Annotated in this window: 13 protein-coding genes; 8 read left to right on the top strand and 5 right to left on the bottom strand. The window is 69.1% G+C overall.

Translation table 11 applies throughout. The annotated features are described in order from the left end of the window. Positions 1 to 62 precede the first annotated feature (62 nt). On the bottom strand, positions 63 to 1,853 hold the full coding sequence (locus HJG52_RS10590; RefSeq protein ID WP_171243557.1) for an acetyl/propionyl/methylcrotonyl-CoA carboxylase subunit alpha: 1,791 nt from the start codon (positions 1,851 to 1,853) through the stop codon (positions 63 to 65). Positions 1,854 to 2,012: 159 nt separating this feature from the next. Here HJG52_RS10590 and HJG52_RS10585 point away from each other — a divergent pair, with 159 nt between their 5' ends. Next, positions 2,013 to 2,858, top strand: coding sequence for an aldo/keto reductase (locus HJG52_RS10585; RefSeq protein ID WP_171243556.1), 846 nt, complete (start codon positions 2,013 to 2,015; stop codon positions 2,856 to 2,858). 53 nt (positions 2,859 to 2,911) lie between these two features. After that, on the top strand, positions 2,912 to 3,787 hold the full coding sequence (gene kynA, locus HJG52_RS10580; RefSeq protein WP_171243555.1) for a tryptophan 2,3-dioxygenase: 876 nt from the start codon (positions 2,912 to 2,914) through the stop codon (positions 3,785 to 3,787). 43 nt (positions 3,788 to 3,830) lie between these two features. Here kynA and HJG52_RS10575 read toward each other — a convergent pair whose 3' ends face one another. Next, positions 3,831 to 5,228 carry a glucose-6-phosphate dehydrogenase gene (locus HJG52_RS10575; RefSeq protein ID WP_171243554.1) on the bottom strand — a complete coding sequence of 466 codons (1,398 nt, stop codon included), beginning with the start codon at positions 5,226 to 5,228 and terminating at the stop codon, positions 3,831 to 3,833. Between the two features lie 89 nt (positions 5,229 to 5,317). Here HJG52_RS10575 and HJG52_RS10570 point away from each other — a divergent pair, with 89 nt between their 5' ends. From HJG52_RS10570 to HJG52_RS20390, 3 genes are all read left to right on the top strand, one after another. Then, on the top strand, positions 5,318 to 6,244 hold the full coding sequence (locus HJG52_RS10570; RefSeq protein ID WP_171243553.1) for a PfkB family carbohydrate kinase: 927 nt from the start codon (positions 5,318 to 5,320) through the stop codon (positions 6,242 to 6,244). Between the two features lie 112 nt (positions 6,245 to 6,356). Next, positions 6,357 to 6,818, top strand: a complete 462-nt coding sequence (locus HJG52_RS10565) for a DNA-binding protein (protein ID WP_171243552.1) — start codon at positions 6,357 to 6,359, stop codon at positions 6,816 to 6,818. Next, a complete protein-coding gene (locus HJG52_RS20390; protein ID WP_206070507.1) occupies positions 6,811 to 8,226 on the top strand; it encodes a protein kinase domain-containing protein in 1,416 nt (471 codons plus the stop codon). Before HJG52_RS10565 ends, HJG52_RS20390 begins: the two co-directional genes overlap by 8 nt. A gap of 145 nt (positions 8,227 to 8,371) precedes the next feature. Here HJG52_RS20390 and HJG52_RS10555 read toward each other — a convergent pair whose 3' ends face one another. The 3 genes from HJG52_RS10555 to HJG52_RS10545 form a co-directional block, all read right to left on the bottom strand. Next, entirely contained in the window at positions 8,372 to 9,232 is an 861-nt protein-coding gene (locus HJG52_RS10555; protein WP_171243551.1) for a hypothetical protein, read from the bottom strand. Beyond that, positions 9,223 to 10,353, bottom strand: coding sequence for a vWA domain-containing protein (locus tag HJG52_RS10550; protein ID WP_171243550.1), 1,131 nt, complete (start codon positions 10,351 to 10,353; stop codon positions 9,223 to 9,225). Before HJG52_RS10550 ends, HJG52_RS10555 begins: the two co-directional genes overlap by 10 nt. Before the next feature lie 132 nt (positions 10,354 to 10,485). Then, positions 10,486 to 10,878, bottom strand: a complete 393-nt coding sequence (locus HJG52_RS10545; RefSeq protein ID WP_171243549.1) for a MerR family transcriptional regulator — start codon at positions 10,876 to 10,878, stop codon at positions 10,486 to 10,488. A gap of 142 nt (positions 10,879 to 11,020) precedes the next feature. Between HJG52_RS10545 and HJG52_RS10540 the strand changes: the two genes are divergently transcribed. The 3 genes from HJG52_RS10540 to cas3 all read left to right on the top strand — a co-directional run bounded on the left by HJG52_RS10540 (position 11,021) and on the right by cas3 (position 16,732). Then, positions 11,021 to 12,196, top strand: coding sequence for an acyl-CoA dehydrogenase family protein (locus HJG52_RS10540; protein WP_171243548.1), 1,176 nt, complete (start codon positions 11,021 to 11,023; stop codon positions 12,194 to 12,196). Positions 12,197 to 12,242: 46 nt separating this feature from the next. Beyond that, positions 12,243 to 13,865 carry an acyl-CoA carboxylase subunit beta gene (locus tag HJG52_RS10535; protein WP_171243547.1) on the top strand — a complete coding sequence of 541 codons (1,623 nt, stop codon included), beginning with the start codon at positions 12,243 to 12,245 and terminating at the stop codon, positions 13,863 to 13,865. A gap of 134 nt (positions 13,866 to 13,999) precedes the next feature. Continuing rightward, complete coding sequence (gene cas3 / locus HJG52_RS10530; protein ID WP_171243546.1) at positions 14,000 to 16,732, top strand: CRISPR-associated helicase Cas3'; 2,733 nt, start codon at positions 14,000 to 14,002, stop codon at positions 16,730 to 16,732. Positions 16,733 to 16,736 lie beyond the last annotated feature (4 nt).

The following is a 16,736-nucleotide window of genomic DNA, read 5'->3' as shown; positions in this document are numbered from 1 at the left end:
GGGCCACTGAGGTCCGGTCCGGCAACCCGGGTCGGCACCCCAGTGGCCCGAAGTGCGTCTGCTCAGTCCTTGAGGTCGGCGATGACGGCGCCGGCCGTGACCGTCTGGCCGACCTCGGCCTTCAGCCCGGTCACGGTGCCCGCCTTGTGGGCGGTGATGGGCTGTTCCATCTTCATCGCCTCGAGGACCACGACGAGGTCGCCAGCCTCGACCTGCTGGCCCTCCTCGACGGCGATCTTGACGATGGTGCCCTGCATGGGCGCGGTGAGGGAGTCGCCAGAAGCCGCGGCCCCGCCCTTGGCGGCCGACGAGCGCCGCGGCGCCTTCTTCTTGGCACCACCACCGGCGCCACTGCCGCCACCGAAGGACAACCCGCCCGGCAGCACGACCTCGAGCCGCTTGCCGCCCACCTCGACCACGACGGTCTGGCGCTCGCCATCGCCGGCCTCGGGCACCTCGGGTGTCGACCCGGCATACGGCGCGATCTGGTTGTCGAACTCGGTCTCGATCCACCGGGTGTGCACCGTGAACGCCTCATCACCCTCGGGGGCGAAGGCGGGGTCGTCGACGACGACCCGGTGGAACGGGATGACCGTCGGCATGCCGTCGACCTCGAACTCGGCCAGCGCGCGCCGTGACCGCTCGAGTGCCTCGTGCCGGTCGCGGCCGGTGACGACGAGCTTGGCGAGCATCGAGTCGAACGCACCGGCGACCACGTCACCCTCGACGACACCGGAGTCGAGCCGCACGCCCGGACCCGACGGCGGCCGGAAGACAGCGACGACACCCGGGGCGGGCAGGAAGTTCCGGCCCGCGTCCTCGCCGTTGATGCGGAACTCGATCGAGTGCCGCACCGGCTCGGGGTCGTCGTAGCCGAGCTCCTCACTGTTCGCGATGCGGAACTGCTCGCGCACGAGGTCAATGCCGGTCACCTCCTCGGTGACGGGGTGCTCGACCTGCAGACGCGTGTTGACCTCGAGGAAGGAGATGGTGCCGTCCTGGGCCACGAGGTACTCGCAGGTGCCGGCGCCGACGTAGCCCGCCTCCTTGAGGATCGCCTTGGAGGCGCGGCGCAGCTCGGCGTTCTGCTCGTCCGTCAGGAACGGCGCGGGCGCCTCCTCGACGAGCTTCTGGTTGCGCCGCTGGAGCGAGCAGTCACGTGTCGAGACGACGACGACGTTGCCGTGTTCGTCTGCGAGACACTGGGTTTCGACGTGTCGCGGCTTGTCGAGGAACTTCTCGACGAGGCACTCGCCCCGGCCGAACGCCCCCACGGCCTCGCGCACCGCCGAGTCATAGAGCTCGGGGATCTCCTCGAGGGTGCGCGCCACCTTGAGGCCGCGACCGCCACCGCCGTAGACCGCCTTGATCGCGATCGGCAGCCCGAACTCCTTGGCCAGCTCGACGACCTCGTCGGCATCCTTGACCGGGTCCTTGGTGCCGGGGGCCAGCGGCGCGTTCGCCTTGACCGCGATGTGCTTGGCCTTGGCCTTGTCGCCGAGCGCGTCGATCGCCTCCGGCGACGGCCCGATCCAGGTGAGCCCAGCATCGATCACGGCCTGCGCGAACTCCGCGTTCTCGGCAAGGAAGCCGTACCCCGGGTGCACCGCGTCGGCGCCCGACTTGGCCGCCACGTCGAGCAGCTTCTCCTGCACCAGGTAGCTGTCGCCGGGGGTCGCGCCACCGAGCGCGTACGCCTCGTCGGCAACCTTCACGTGCAACGCGTCCCGGTCGGGGTCGGCGTAGACCGCGACCGAACCGATCCCGCTGTCCTTGCACGCGCGGGCGATTCGGACGGCGATCTCGCCACGGTTTGCGATGAGGACCTTGCTGATCGGCTTCGTCGGCGCCATGGTTCCGGACTCTAGCCGCTTTCCGCAGGGTCACCTCACCGGCTCGGGTGTGGGCCTCACAACACCCGGGTATGCCGCGGTCGCGCCTTCGCGTCTCGACTGTCGACCGCGCGGGGAGCCCGCGCTGCGCGCGGCGACCACGCGGCATACGGTCGGATCATGACTTCTGTTCCAAACCTCAAGCTCCGCACCGATGGCGACACCATCGAGATCCCCCAGCTCGGCTTCGGCGTCTGGCAGGTCCCCGAGGACCAGGTCGTGGACGCGGTCACGACCGCGCTGCAGACCGGCTACCGCAGCATCGACACCGCCGCGGCCTACGGCAACGAGGAGGGCGTCGGGCAGGCGCTCGCCGACAGCGACGTCAACCGCAGCGACATCTTCGTCACCACCAAGCTGTGGAACACCGACCAGGGCCGCGAGCAGACCTTCGCCGCGTTCGACACCTCGATGTCCAAGCTGGGCCTCGACATCCTCGACCTCTACCTCATCCACTGGCCGGTGCCGAAGAAGGACGCCTACGTCGAGACCTGGCGCGCGATGCAGGAGCTGCGCGAGCAGGGCCGCCTCAAGGCGATCGGTGTGTGCAACTTCCGCATCGAGGACCTCAAGCGGCTGCGCGACGAGACGGGCGAGTTCCCGGCCATCAACCAGATCGAGCTGCACCCCTACCTGCAGCAGGCCGAGCTGCGCGACTTCCACGAGGCCAACGGCATCCTCACCGAGGCGTGGAGCCCCCTCGCCTCCGGTGGCGACGTCCTCGCCGACGAGGTGATCGGTCGCATCGCCGAGAAGCACGGCGTGACCCCGGCACAGGCGATCCTGCGCTGGCAGACCCAGATCGGCAACGTCGTCATCCCCAAGTCGGTGACGCCGAGCCGCATCGAGGAGAACTTCGACATCTTCGGGTTCGAGCTCGACGGTGACGACCTGCGCGAGATCGCGGCGCTCGACCGGGGACAGCGCACCGGCCCCGACCCGGCCGAGTTCAACATGGGGGCCTGACCCCGCAGGAGGAGCTCCCGCTCATGCCGGGCACCGGGCCTAGGGTGTCCGGCATGAGCGAACCTTCGCAGCCGGACAGCGACCGGCGCGCGGTCCGGGCCCTCGAGGACGGCGTGCAGCGCGACTTCACCCAGGCGATGTCCTACGGCGACTACCTCGACCTCGACACCCTGCTCGCCGCCCAGCACCCGCGCAGCGAACCGCCGCAGCACGACGAGCTGCTGTTCATCGTCCAGCACCAGACGAGCGAGCTGTGGCTCAAGCTGATGATCCACGAGCTGCGTTCTGCCCGAACGCTTTTGGCTGGCGACGACCTGGCCCCGGCGCTCAAGCGTCTCGCCCGCGTCAAGCACATCCAGAACACTCTGACCCAGCAGTGGGACGTCCTCGCGACGCTCACCCCGAGCGAGTACGCGCTGATCCGGCCGTTCCTCGCGTCCTCGTCGGGCTTCCAGAGCTACCAGTACCGCGCGGTCGAGTTCCTGCTCGGCAACAAGAACGCCGACATGGTCAAGGTCTTCGACCACGACCCGACCGCACGCGCGATGCTCGCCGAGCTGCTGACGGAGCCGAGCCTCTACGACGAGTTCCTGCGCTACCTCGCCAGGCGCGGGTATGCCGTGCCGGCGGCGGTGCTCGAGCGCGACGTCACTCAGCCCTACCGCGAGAACGACGCCCTCGTCGACACCATTGCCGCCGTCTACGCGGCCCCCGATGAGCACTGGGGTGTCTACGAGACCTGCGAGGAGCTCGTCGACGTCGAGGACAACTTCCAGCAGTGGCGGTTCCGGCACCTGCAGGTCGTCACCCGCACCATCGGCCACAAGATGGGCACGGGCGGCTCGTCCGGAGTCGACTTCCTGCGGCGCGCGCTCGACCTGACGTTCTTCCCTGAGCTCTACACGGTCCGCACCCGCGTCGGCGGCTGACCCGCGGCTGCGCTCGGTCGCGTCGCCCCCTGACGCGTCCGCCTCACTGCCACCCGTCGGGGCCGGCCGACCCGGCGGCATACTCCTCGATCGGCACCTTTCCGGCTGCCCACGCGGACAGGACCGGCTCGACGATCCGCCAGCACTCGACCGCCGCGTCGGCGCGGACGGTGAGCAGCTGGCTGCCGTCGAAGATCTGGGCCAGGATCTCGCCGTAGGGGAGCAGCTCCGCGGGTGCGAGCGTCGTGGTGAGGACCTTCTGCTCGAGGTCGAACGGGTCGCCCTCGGCGTTCATGGTCAGGCCGAGGGCGACGTCGCCGGTCTTGAGGTCGAGGGTGAGGGTGTCGGGCTCGGTGGTCGCGGCGCTGAACCCGCCGGGCAGGTGCGCCACGTCGCGGAACGTCACGATGATCTGCTTGCGGGCGGTGCCGAGTGCCTTGCCGCTGCGCAGGACGAAGGGCACGCCGGCCCAGCGGTTGTTGTCGATCGCGACGGTGACCTGCGCGAGCGTCTCGGTGTCGCGCCCGGGGTCGACGCCGTCCTCCTTGACGTAGTCGGGGACCTTGCGCCGACCGATGGTGCCGGCGGTGTAGCGGGCGCGACGCGAGGACCGCTTGGGCGAACCGCCCCAGACCTTGGTCGCGCGCAGCACCTGGGCCTTCTGGTCGCTCAGCTCCTGGTCGTCGAGGACGGCGATCGACTCGAGCGCGAACATCGCCATCACCTGCAGCAGGTGGCTCTGGATCATGTCGCGCAGCGCACCTGCGCCGTCGTAGTAGCCAGCCCGCCCCTCCAGCGCGAGGTCCTCGTCGTAGACGACCTCGACCCGCTCGATGTGGTCGGCGTTCCAGACGGGTTGCAGCAGGCGGTTGGCGAAGCGCAGGCCGATGAGGTTGAGCACGGTGGCACGGCCGAGGAAGTGGTCGATTCGGAAGACCTGATCTTCCGGAACCACTTGGTGCAGAAGGGAGTTGAACGCCTCCGCGCTGTCACGGTCGGTGCCGAACGGCTTCTCGAGGGCGAGGCGGGTGACCTTCGGGAGGGTGATGTCACGCAGCAGACCGCACACCTTCATCGACACCTGCGGTGGCAGGGCGAAGAAGATGACGAGTGGGCCGTCGCCGCACTCGGCGATGAGGTCGGCGAGGCCGTGCGGATCGAGCAGGTCGGCCTTGACGTATGCCGTGTGCCTCGTGACCGCGTTCGTCACCGTCGCGGGTGCCTTCACCGTGGCGAAGGAGTCCTTGACGCGGGCCTTCCACTGGGCCTGGCTGAGGTCGGCGCGGTCCGCGCCCACGACCCGCACGGTGCGGTCGCGCTCGGCGACGAGCAGGCTCGCCAGCCCGGGCAGCAGCAGCCGGTGGGTGAGGTCGCCTCCGGCGCCGAGGATGAGCAGGGTCGTGGGAGTGCTGTTTGGCTTGGTCTTCGCTCCGGTCACCATGTCCGAAGCATTCCACCTGCGCCGGGTTGAGTGCCTGAGAACTCCCTATCGGTCGGTGTCAGGCACTCATGTCCGGTTGACTGTCCGTCATGACCCGGGTGATCCACACGGCACAGGCGCTGGTCGACCTCGTCATGGAGGTGGAGGGCCTGCCCGAACGTGGCGGGAACGCCGTGGCCGGGTCGTGCCACCGGTATGCCGGGGGAGCAGTGAACATCCTCGTCGCGGCTGCCCGGTCGGGCGCCGAGTCGGTGCTGGCTGGTTCGGTGGGCACGGGGGAGAATGGCGACCTGGTGCGGGAAGCCCTTGCCGCGGAAGGCATCTCGGTGAGCAGCCCGCCCGTGGCCGACCTCGACACCGGCATCTGCGTCGTGCTGGTCGAGCCGAGCGCGGAACGCACGTTCGTGACGACTCAGGGCGCCGAGCGCGAGACCACGGCCGAGTCGCTGGCGACCAGTGCTCCGGTGGCGGGTGACCTCGCCTGCGTCAGCGGCTTCTCACTCGTGGGGCGCACCCGCGACCCGCTGCTTGAGTGGTTGGAGTCGCTGGACGACGCCGTGGTCGTCGTGCTCGACCCGGGCGCCGCGTTCGCGACGCTGGACGCGCCCCTGCGCGAGCGGGTGCTGGCGCTCACCGACGTCTGGACCAGCAACGCCGACGAGGCCCACGACGCCACCGGTGTGGCCGACCCCGCCGCGTCGGTCGACGCCGTCGCCGAGCTGTTGCGCGGTGACGGCGTCGCCATCGTGCGTGACGGCCCGAAAGGGTGCCACGTCCGCGCGGGCGACCACACGGCATACCTGCCGGGTTATCCCGCCAAGGCGGTCGACACCAACGGCGCCGGTGACACGCACACCGGCGTCCTCGTGGCCGAACGCGCGCGGGGCACCGACTGGGTCGAGGCAGCGCGGCGCGCCAACGCCGCTGGTGCCATCAAGGTGACTCGGCGCGGTCCGGCGACCGCGCCGACGTCGGCCGAGATCGACGACTTCCTCGCCCGTGTGGCTCCGGGCTGATCGGTCGAGGGGTCACGGCGCGCTGAACCATCTGCCTGACCGTCGGCGAGCCGTGACCCCTCGTCGGGCGATGACCGGTGGCGAGCCGAGCGGGTCTCCTAGGATGGACGGCGTGACGACCACGGACGCCCGAGAGCAGCAACGTGCCCTCTACGGAGCACCGTTGGGGGAGCTGGCTGCCGAGGTGATGTCGGTGCTGGGCCTGACCCAGGGCAAGCTCGCGCACACCCTCGGGCTCTCGGCCCCGATGCTGTCCCAGCTCATGAGCGGGCAGCGGGTCAAGATCGGCAACCCGTCGGTGGTGCACCGCCTCCAGTCGCTGATCACGTTGTCCCGCAACGCCTCCGGTCTTTCGGCCGACCAGGTCGCGAGTGAGCTCGAGTCGATCCGCGACGAGCAGCACACGTTGACGGGCACCAGTCGCGACAACAGTGACACCGAGGCGGCAGTGCAGGCCCTCGGAGCAAGCGCCACGGGCGCGCAGCTGTCGCAGGTCGCAGCCGCGGCTGATGTGGCCGGTGCGGACGCCCTCGCAGCGCTGCTGCGTCGAGCCGCCGGGGCCGCCCGTGGGTGAGGTGTTCGCCGGGCGGTACGAGCTCGTCGACCTCATCGGCGAGGGTGGAATGGGGTCGGTCTGGCGGGTCTGGGACTCCCGCGAGCAGCGTCTGGTCGCCGCGAAGGTGCTGCGCCAGTCCGACGCCGTGTCGTTGCTGCGGTTCGTGCGTGAGCAGGCGATGCGGGTGCGGCACCGCCACGTCCTGACGCCCGTCGGCTGGGCGGGGGAGGACGACCGCGTGCTCTTCACGATGCCCGTTGTCGAAGGGGGATCGGTCGCCACGCTCGTGGGCGACTTCGGGGCCCTGCCGCCACTGTTCGTGGCAGAGGTGCTGCGCCAGCTGACCGAGGCGGTGGGTGCGGTGCACGAGGCGGGGGTCCTGCACCGCGACGTCAAGCCCGCGAACGTCCTGCTCGCAGCCACCGGCACCGACCGCCCCTACGTCCTGCTCACCGACTTCGGCATCGCCATCGACATGGAGGGGCCGCGCCTGACGCAGACCGGTGTCTGGTCGGGGACGCCCGGGTATGCCGCGCCGGAGACGTTGCGGGGCGCGGAACCGCACCCGACCGCAGACCTGTATGCCGTGGGCCAGGTCGGGCTGACGATGCTCACCGGCGAGCGGCCCGGTCGCTGGGAAGGGCGACCGTCCGGCATACCGGATGCGTTGTGGCAGCTGGTCATCGAGCTTGCGGACGACGACCCGGCGAAGCGACCCCAGGATGCAGCCGAGGTGCGTGGTCGTCTCGATGACCCTTCCCTCACCTGGACGCCGGAGGCGATCGGCGACGTCGAGGTGTTGCGGCACGTGCCGCAGCCGCCCGCAGGGACCTCCCAGCTCACCGCCGCACCACCGGAGGACGAGGTCACCGTCGCGCCCCAGCCGAGCCCGGGCCAGCCCCAGGCGGCGACCCTCGGGGCGGCTGGGGCGACGTCGGACGACGCGACGACCAGGCGGCGTCCAGTGGCGACGCCAGCGGTCGACGACCAATCCGGCGACCACGGTGGTGGCGCGCGCGAGGCGTCGGCCGGGTCGGCGTCTGTGCCGGACTCCGCCCGAGGGCAAGGGCTCGGCCCGATCGTGGCCGCTGCAGTGGCGACTGTGGCCGTCGTCGTCGGAGTGCTGGTGTGGTCGCCGTGGTCGGGGGACGAGACCCCTGCACGCACGCCGAACCCGTCGACACCGGTGGCGCCGTCGACGACGACGTCCTCGGCGTCCAACCCCTCGACCACCTCCGGCTCGCCGACGACGACCACGCCGTTGACCACGACGCCGCGGGGGTCGGTCGGGGTCGGCACGGTCGTGACGCGGGTCGGGCAGACCTGTGAGTTCAGCGATGTCGGAGTGCGAGAGACCACCACCGACGGTGTGCCGGTCGTGTGCACGCGTAACGACGACGGCCGTTACACGTGGGTGCGTCGCTGAGCCTTCGCCTGGTCAAGACGATCGGCTCGGGTTCCCTTGCGGCGCAACAGTCCTGAGACGAGTGCGCCGATACCGAGAGCGGCGAGCAGACCCCCGAAGATCCAGCCGAACGGGGACGGGTCGTCGGCGCGCGATGTGTGGTGACTCATTGGTGACCTCCCGTGGTGGATCCGCGGCGCATGGCGCCCAGTGCGACACCACCGGCCGCGGCCAGGACGACCACACTGCCGACGATCCACACCCACACCGGCAACCCACCCTCGGACCGGGTCTCCTGCGACACGGCCTTCGCGTTCGCGTCCTTGCCAGACGGGCTGGTCGTCACCGACCCCGTTGCGGTCTCGCTGGGCGAGGAGGTGCCGGTCACCACGGCGGGTGCGCCACCGGCATACTGCGGTTGACCCGTGGGTTGTCCCTCGACAGCGACGCGGATGCGGACCGTGACGGGGGCAGCCTCGTCGTCTCCAGCGTCCTCCTGGGACCTGCCGATCGCGAAGTAGTAGTAGCCGGCGACGGATGCCTCGCGGAGCGGCACATAGGAGTAGCGCCCGTTGCCGAACACCTCACGGTTCCGGTACTGGATGGTCGGAGTGAACTCCCCCAGGACCAGCGGCTCCCCGCTTGGCCCGATGCTGTCTCCGTTGTCGGGGTCCTGACCCGCGGCACGGGTCAGCGGGTAGCGCCACGGGTTCCACACGCCCACGTTGAAGCTGGTGTAGGACGTGGAGCCGAGCTTGATCGTCTCGCCGGGTGTGGGTGCGTCCACGGTGAAACCGAGCCGCTGACCGAAGTCGCCACGCACCCGGTAGAAGATCTGCTCATCGGGGAGGATGACGTCCGAGTAGGTGCCGGGGGTGAGGGTGATGGCGTCGGAGAAGCTGCCGCCACCGGTGACGCGGCGGCCCGGTCCATCGGCTGGGGCGATCAACGGCTTGACCGCCGTGGGTTCCTCACCGGCAGGCAGCGAGCCAAGATTTGTGACGGCCGGCTCCTCGATCAGGAGCACCTCGACGGTACGGCACCGGGAGCTCCTTTCTCGCGCGTGACTTTGGCGATGAGCTCGGTCGCGGTGTGGCACGGTTCCGTGTCGTCGGCCTTCTTCGGTCCCCTCGCGCGCACTGCCGTGACGACCGAGCCGCGTCCACCGAATCGGAGACCGGACTCGCTGGCACATTCCGTGCCGTCGGGGAGGCCGAGGCTCACGGCGAGTCGCTCAGTGTTGTAGTCGTCCGGGTTCGGGCCGGGCCGAGCGGTCACCGAGAACATCGTGGTCGAGCCTGCCGCGCGGGTGATCCGGTAGTACCGCGCTGCCTCTCCGGTGGTGAAGGTGTCCGTGTACTGGCCCGGGGTGAGCTGCGGGGCGTCCTCGGGCCGAACGGCTGCCTTGACCGGCGTCCCCGACACGGTGAACTGGCGGATGGCACGTTGCGAGAGCTTGGTCAGGGAGGCCGCGAGCTGGTCGGAGTTGTCGGCGTCGTAGTAGGTGCCCTTTCCGGCCGTGGCGATGCATTGGAGCTGTTGGCGGGCCTTGGCGTTCACCCCGAAGCCGACGGTGTCGATCTGGAGGTCGATGCCGGTGCCGACGAGTTTCTTGATGACGGGGCAGGGGTCGGGGACGCAGGACTCCTCGCCATCGGAGACCAGGACGATGTTGCGTTTGCCGGTGCTGCCGAGGTCCTTCATTGCCTGGGTGAGGGAGTAGGCGATGGGGGTCTCGCCCTTGGCGGCGAAGCCGTTGATGGCCTTGGTGAGGCCCGGCTTGTCGAGGGTCTTGATGGGGGCGACGAGCTGGGTGTCGGTGCACGCCTTGGCGGGTGGTTTGACGCCCGGTGCGACGCCGGGCTGGGTGGCGCCGTAGACGCGCAGGCCCACTTGGGCGTCGGCGGGTAGGGCGCCGACGACGGAGGTGAGGGCTTTCTTCGCGGCGGCGATCTTGGTCAGCCCGGAGGGGTCCTTGGCCTTCATCGAGCCGGATGCGTCGAGCATCAGCAGCAGCTTGCCCGGCGTCTCGTCAGCGGTCGGATCCGCTTGTGCCGCAACGGGGCTCGCCAATAGCGCGCCGGCGGCCGCGAGCATCGTCACCCCCACTGCTGCGACGGACGCGGTGACGCGACTGATGGTGCTCATCGTGGTTCCCCCTCGAGAACGGTTGTCTTGTTTGCAAAAGCAAATCTAGGGTTTGCGATTGCAAATAGTCAAGCCGTGGTCGGCGCGAGTCAGGCTACCGGCCGATCCCGTCCTGAGGGTGCCGTCCGCCAGTCAGGACAGCTTGGCGAGATCCTCGCGGCAGCGCTCTTCCCAGCGGTCCAGCTCGGAGAGCGCGTCGTCGAGGTCGCGACGTCGCGCCTCGAGGTCGGCGCGCCGCTCGTCGATCTGGGAGAGCACGTACTCGAGCTGGCTCGCCTTGCCCCGCGGCCGGTCGTAGAGGTCGATGATCGTGCGGATCTCCTCCAGGGGGAACCCGAGCCGCTTGCCGCGCAGGATCAGTGCCAGCCGGGTGCGGTCGCGCCGCCGGTAGACCCGCTGCTGGCCGCGGCGCTCGGGGGAGATGAGCCCGAGGTCCTCGTAGTGCCGGATGGTCCGATGGGTCACGCCGAACTCCTCGGCCACCTCGCGGATGGTCCAGGTCTGCTGCTCGGTCGTGGTTGTCATGCGCCGATTCTTGCTTTACGTTTACGTCAACGTCAAGCAGCGTCCGTATGCCGCGTGGCCGGGACTCGTGTCCATCCAGCCCCGTCCTCGCGCCGCGCCCATCGAACGGGTCCCGCCGGGTGGACTCACGAAGGAGAGAACGATGTTCGAGCTGAGCAAGGAGCACGAGGACTTCCGCAAGGTCGTGCGGGAGTTCGCCGAGGCCGAGGTCGAGCCGCACATCGCGCAGTGGGACCGCGAGCACCACTTCCCGACCGACCTCGTGCCGAAGATGGGCGACCTGGGCCTCTTCGGCCTCGTCGTACCCGAGGAGTTCGGGGGAGCCGACGCCGACTTCACCTCGCTGTGCGTTGCGATCGAGGAGCTCGGCCGCGTCGACCAGTCGATCGGCATCACCCTGTCGGCCGGCGTGGGCCTGGGCATCAACCCGATCCTCACCTACGGCACGCAGGAGCAGAAGGAGCGGTTCCTCCCCGACCTGGTCGCCGGCCGCGCGCTCGCCGGCTTCGGCCTGACCGAGCCCGACGCGGGTTCCGATGCCGGGGCTACGCGCACGAAGGCGGTCCGCGACGGTGGCGAGTGGGTCGTCAATGGCGCCAAGGCGTTCATCACCAACTCCGGCACCGACATCACCTCGGTCGTCACCGTCACCGCCCGCACCGGCTCGAACGACGACGGCTCAGCGCAGATCAGCGCGATCATGATCCCTTCCGGCACAACAGGATTCACCGTCGAGCCGGCCTACGACAAGCTCGGCTGGCACTCGTCCGACACCCACGGCCTGACCTTCAGCGACTGCCGCGTCCCCGAGGGCAACCTGCTCGGCGCCGAGGGCGACGGGTTCAAGCAGTTCCTCAAGACCCTCGACGACGGACGCATCGCCATCTCGGCCCTCGCGGTCGGCATGAGCCAGCGGATGCTCGAGGAGACGACGCGCTACGCCGGTGAGCGCACGGCATTCGGCAAGCCCATCGGCGTCAACCAGGGCGTGTCCTTCCAGATCGCCGACCTCGCCGTCATGGTCGAGGCGTCGCGCCAGCTGACCTACAAGGCCGCCTGGCTCAAGGACGAGATGGAGGCCGGCCGCCGCACCCTCAAGGAGGTCAAGCAGGCCGCGGCGATCTGCAAGCTCTACGCCACCGAGGCCGCGGTCACCTCGACCCGCATCGCCACCCAGGTCTTCGGCGGCAACGGGTTCATGGAGGAGTACCCCGTCGCCCGCTTCTACCGCGACGCCAAGATCCTCGAGATCGGCGAGGGCACCTCCGAGGTGCAGCGCATGGTCATCGCGCGCGGCCTCGGCCTCCCCAACGCCTGAGCCCCGAGCCACTGATCTTCAACCGAAAAGCCAACTGCGAGAGGGTATGCCGGTGACCTCACCTTCCGAGACCGCCTCACCTGCCAGCGCCGCACCATTTGCCACGGGCGGCGACTCCGGCTCCGACGCGAAGGTGACGGACGTGCGCGGCCGGCTCGCGGCGGCATACGACGCCTCGGCACTGCCTCCTGAGAAGGCGAAGGCGAAGCTCGACAGTCAGGGCAAGCTCTATGTGCGCGACCGGATCGCGCTGCTCTTCGACGAGGGGAGCTTTGTCGAGGACGGGCGGTTCGCCAACGCAATGGCGCCGGGCCTGCCGGCCGACGGCGTCGTCACGGGACGGGGGACGGTCGACGGGCGGCCGGCGATCGTCATTGCCAACGACCCTACGGTCAAGGCTGGTTCATGGGGCGCGCGGACGGTCGAGAAGATCGTGCGGGCCACCGAGATGGCGCTGCGTGAGGAGCTGCCGGTCTTCTGGTTCGTCGACTCGGCGGGGGCGCGAATCACCGACCAGGTCGAGATGTTCCCCGGGCGGCGCGGCGCTGGGCGCATCTTCCACAACCAGGTCGCGCTGTCGGGCAAGGTGCCGCAGATCTGCTGCCTGTTCGGGCCTTCGGCTGCGGGTGGCGCCTACATCCCGAGCTTCACCGATATCGTCATCATGGTCGACGGCAACGCGTCGATGTACCTCGGCAGCCCGCGCATGGCGGAAATGGTTGTGGGAGAAAAGGTTTCGCTCGAGGAGATGGGCGGTGCGCGGATGCACTGCACCGTCTCGGGCGTCGGTGACCTGCTCGTCGACGACGACACCGAAGCCATCGAGATGGCGCGACTGTTCTTCTCCTACCTGCCGCAGAACTTCCACAGCGACCTGCCGACCTATGCGCCGGAGGAGCCGGCCGCGCCGCTGACCCGGCACACGGTGCCCGAGCGCGAGAGCCAGCCCTTCGACATCCACGAGGTCATCGACGGGCTGGTCGACGACGAGTCGTTCTTCGAAGTCAAGCCGTTGTTCGCCCCCGAGCTCGTCGTGGGGTTCGGGCGGATGGCGGGGGAGACGGTCGGCATCGTGGCCAACAACTCGATGGTCAAGGGTGGCGTGCTGTTCACCGACAGCGCCGACAAGGCCGCCCGCTTCATCTGGATGTGTGACGCCTACTCGATCCCGCTGATCTACCTCGCCGACGTGCCGGGGTTCATGATCGGGTCGGAGGTCGAGCGCGGCGGCATCATCCGGCACGGCGCCAAGATGGTCTCGGCCGTGTCGTCGGCGACCGTGCCGCAGTTCTGCGTCGTGGTGCGCAAGGCCTACGGTGCCGGGCTCTACGCCATGGGCGGCCCGGGATTCGGGCCGGACGCGACCATTGCTCTACCGACCGCACGGATCGCCGTCATGGGTCCCGAGGCGGCCGTGAATGCTGTGTACGCCAACAAGATCGCAGCGATCGAGGCCGAGAAGGGCGCCGAGGCGCGGGACGCCTTCGTCGCCCAGATGCGGGCCGAGTACGAGGAGGACGTCGACCTTGAGCGCCTCGCCGCCGACCTCGTCATCGACCAGATCATCGAGGCCGACGTGCTGCGCGACGAGCTCCTTCACCGGCTCCGCTACGCCCGCGGACGCGACCGCCACTTCTCCGCCAAGCGCCGCGGCATACCCCCCGTCTGATCTCGAGTTGTGTGGGTGAGCACGCGTCATGGCGCGTGCTCACCCACACAACTCCAGTGGAGAAGTGGGCAACCGCCGGCCGGGGCGCAGGCTTGCGGTGGACGTTGTCGTGTGCCGGTGCCAGTATCCAGGGCATGCTCCATGGAGGGGGAGCGACACCGTGGTCGCTCTGGGCCAAGTCTGACGCTGCCGGGCGCACGCATTCGCTGCCCGGGCATCTCCTGGATAGCGGCGCCGTCGGTGAGCTGATCTGGGACGAGTTCATGGCGCCCGCCTCGCGTCGTGCTCTGAACGAGCGGTGTGCGGGCCGAGGACGAGATGTGCTGGTCCTGCTCTGCGCCTGGCACGACCTCGGGAAGGCCACGCCCGCCTTTCAGGCGCAGGTCTCGGCGCTCGCCGAGAGTGCTGCCCGAGTCGGTTGGACGATGCCACCACACACCCGGGTGCCGCTCAAACATGGTGCCAGCGGGTGTCTCATTGCACAGCGAGTCCTGTCAGCCGCCGGTGCCAGCGGGTTCGAGTGGTTGCTCCCCATCATTCACGGCCATCACGGCTCCTTCTTGCTGTGGTCCCTGCGGCAATACCAGGGGAGCGTCTGGCAGCAGGGCGAGTCTGCTGCTGCGGCCACGTGGCTCGCGGGACAGGACGCACTGGCCGGCGGCGTCGCCGACGCGTTCGGCGTCGATGTGGGCTCTCTGGCTCTGGATACACCACCGCGGGCTTTGCAGCTCGCGGCTGCTGGGTGGGTCTCCATGGCCGACTGGATTGCGAGCTCCTCCCTCTTCCCGGGTATGGGTGACGAGCCGATGACTGTCGATGACGCCCGGGCACGGGCTCGCGCGGCGTGGCTCTCGCTCGGGCTCGCGGGGAGGACGTCTTTCCCGGGAGTAACGGCGCCCTTCCGCGAGCGGTTCGGCGTCCCACCGCGTCCACTGCAACAGATGGTGGTCGACGTGGCTGAACGCATGAGCGCCCCAGGTCTGCTCATCGTCGAGGGGCCGATGGGTGAAGGCAAGACTGAGGCGGCTCTGGCGGCGGTCGAGGTCATGGCTGCGCGATTTGGCTATGACGGGTTCCTCTTCGCGATGCCGACCCAGGGCACGACCGACGCCATGTACGACCGGTGCAGGGCCTGGTCCAGGACACTCGACAGTCAGCCGATCGTGTCGCTCAACCATGGCAAGGCGATGGCTAACGAGGCTTGGCGCGAGCAGCTGGCTCCGGTGTTTCTGAACGACGTCTGCGACGTCGGGGACGACGACTACGGGCTCGCCACGAACAGCCGCGTCCCGGGCTCGCCAGCTGCGGCGCCAGCCGAGTGGCTCCTCGGCCGCCACCGGGGGCTCTTGTCGCCGTGCATCGTGGCGACCGTCGACCAACCACTCATGGCTGCGACCCAGGTGAAGTACGTGTCCCTGCGGTATGCCGGTCTGATTGGCAAGGTCATCGTGATCGACGAGGTCCACTCCTACGACGTGTTCATGAGCCGTTACCTCGAGCAGCTCCTGCGCTGGTGCGGCGACGGGAGAATCCCTGTCGTGCTGATGAGCGCAACCCTGCCTCCTGCCCAGCGACAGGCTCTTCTTGCGGCCTATGCCGAAGGGTTGGAGAGAGGCCTCGAGACCGAAGTGCCCCCCAGCTCCGGTTATCCGTGCATCACGAGCTGGAACCCTGTCGACGGTGTCACCACCTCGTCCGCGGAACCCATGTCCACGGGCAAAAAGGTCGCGGTCTTGTGGGCCGGAATAGCCGATCCAGACGACACTGCAGCAATCGCGGATGTTGTTGGGCAGCAAGGCAAGGATGGAGGGTGCGTCCTCGTCGTGCTCAACACTGTCCGCCGCGCTCAGGAGGTTTATGCGGCAATCCGTGATCAGGGTGGCCACCCGACCCTTCTGCACGGGCGGTTGACCACCGGGGCGCGAGCCGACCGGACAAGACACCTCGTCGCCGAGCTGGGTAGCGGATCCTCGCGCCGGCCGAAGCGCAAGATCGTGGTGGCCACCCAGATTGCCGAGCAGAGCTTTGACGTCGACGCTGACGTGTTGGTCACCGACATCGCACCGATGGACCTGCTGCTGCAACGCATCGGGCGGCTGCACCGGCATAAGGACAACGACGCCGGGCGCCCAGCTCATCTGGCGGCACCGAAGGTCGTGGTGACTGGTTGCGTTCCCGTGGAGTCGGGCCCGCCACGTATGCCGCGAGCATTCGGCTACGTCTACGACAGCTATTCGCTGCTGCGGACCGCACAGCTCATCGGGGCGGGTGCGACCTGGACGATCCCGAGCGATATTCCGAGCCTGGTGTCGGCAGCATACGACGAGGCAGGTCCATGGCCGGGTGGTTGGAAGAACGAGGGCGGCGAGGCGCTGGCAGAGGCTCGCTCCCGAGCTGCCGAGCGCAGTCTGCGGGCCAGTGAAGGTGTTCTGCAGCCCGATCCCAATGCCCTCGACGGCGGACGCACGCTCGATCGTCTCCACGCTGCAACGGGTGTCGAGCGCCGACCAGAGCGCATCTCCGTGCGCGACGGCGAACCGAGCCGAGAGGTGGCGCTCGTGCGTTGGGACGAAGAGCGTCAGCGGTATACCACTTTGGGAGGGCGCGTGCTGGGGCCTACTGGCGAAGGGGCTCACCATGACGGGTTGGCTCGCGAGGTTCTCGCGGACACGGTGCGGGTGCGTCAGACCGAGCGGTTGCACGAGACGCCGGAGGGCCCTCCACCCCTGCCAGGGTGGGCCGGAAGCGATCTGCTCCGCAGCGTCCCCGCCCTTGTCCTCGATGCTGAGGGCCGAGCGTACGGGGCGTGGGGGAGTGCCTCCTACGACGAGGAGATTGGCCTAGTCATCGAGAGGACGTTGAGCTGATGAA

This window comes from Knoellia koreensis, assembly GCF_013041615.1.
Classification (GTDB): domain Bacteria; phylum Actinomycetota; class Actinomycetes; order Actinomycetales; family Dermatophilaceae; genus Pedococcus; species Pedococcus koreensis.
The sequence above is the reverse complement of the archived record's forward strand: the minus strand, read 5'-3'. Positions and strand labels throughout refer to the sequence as shown.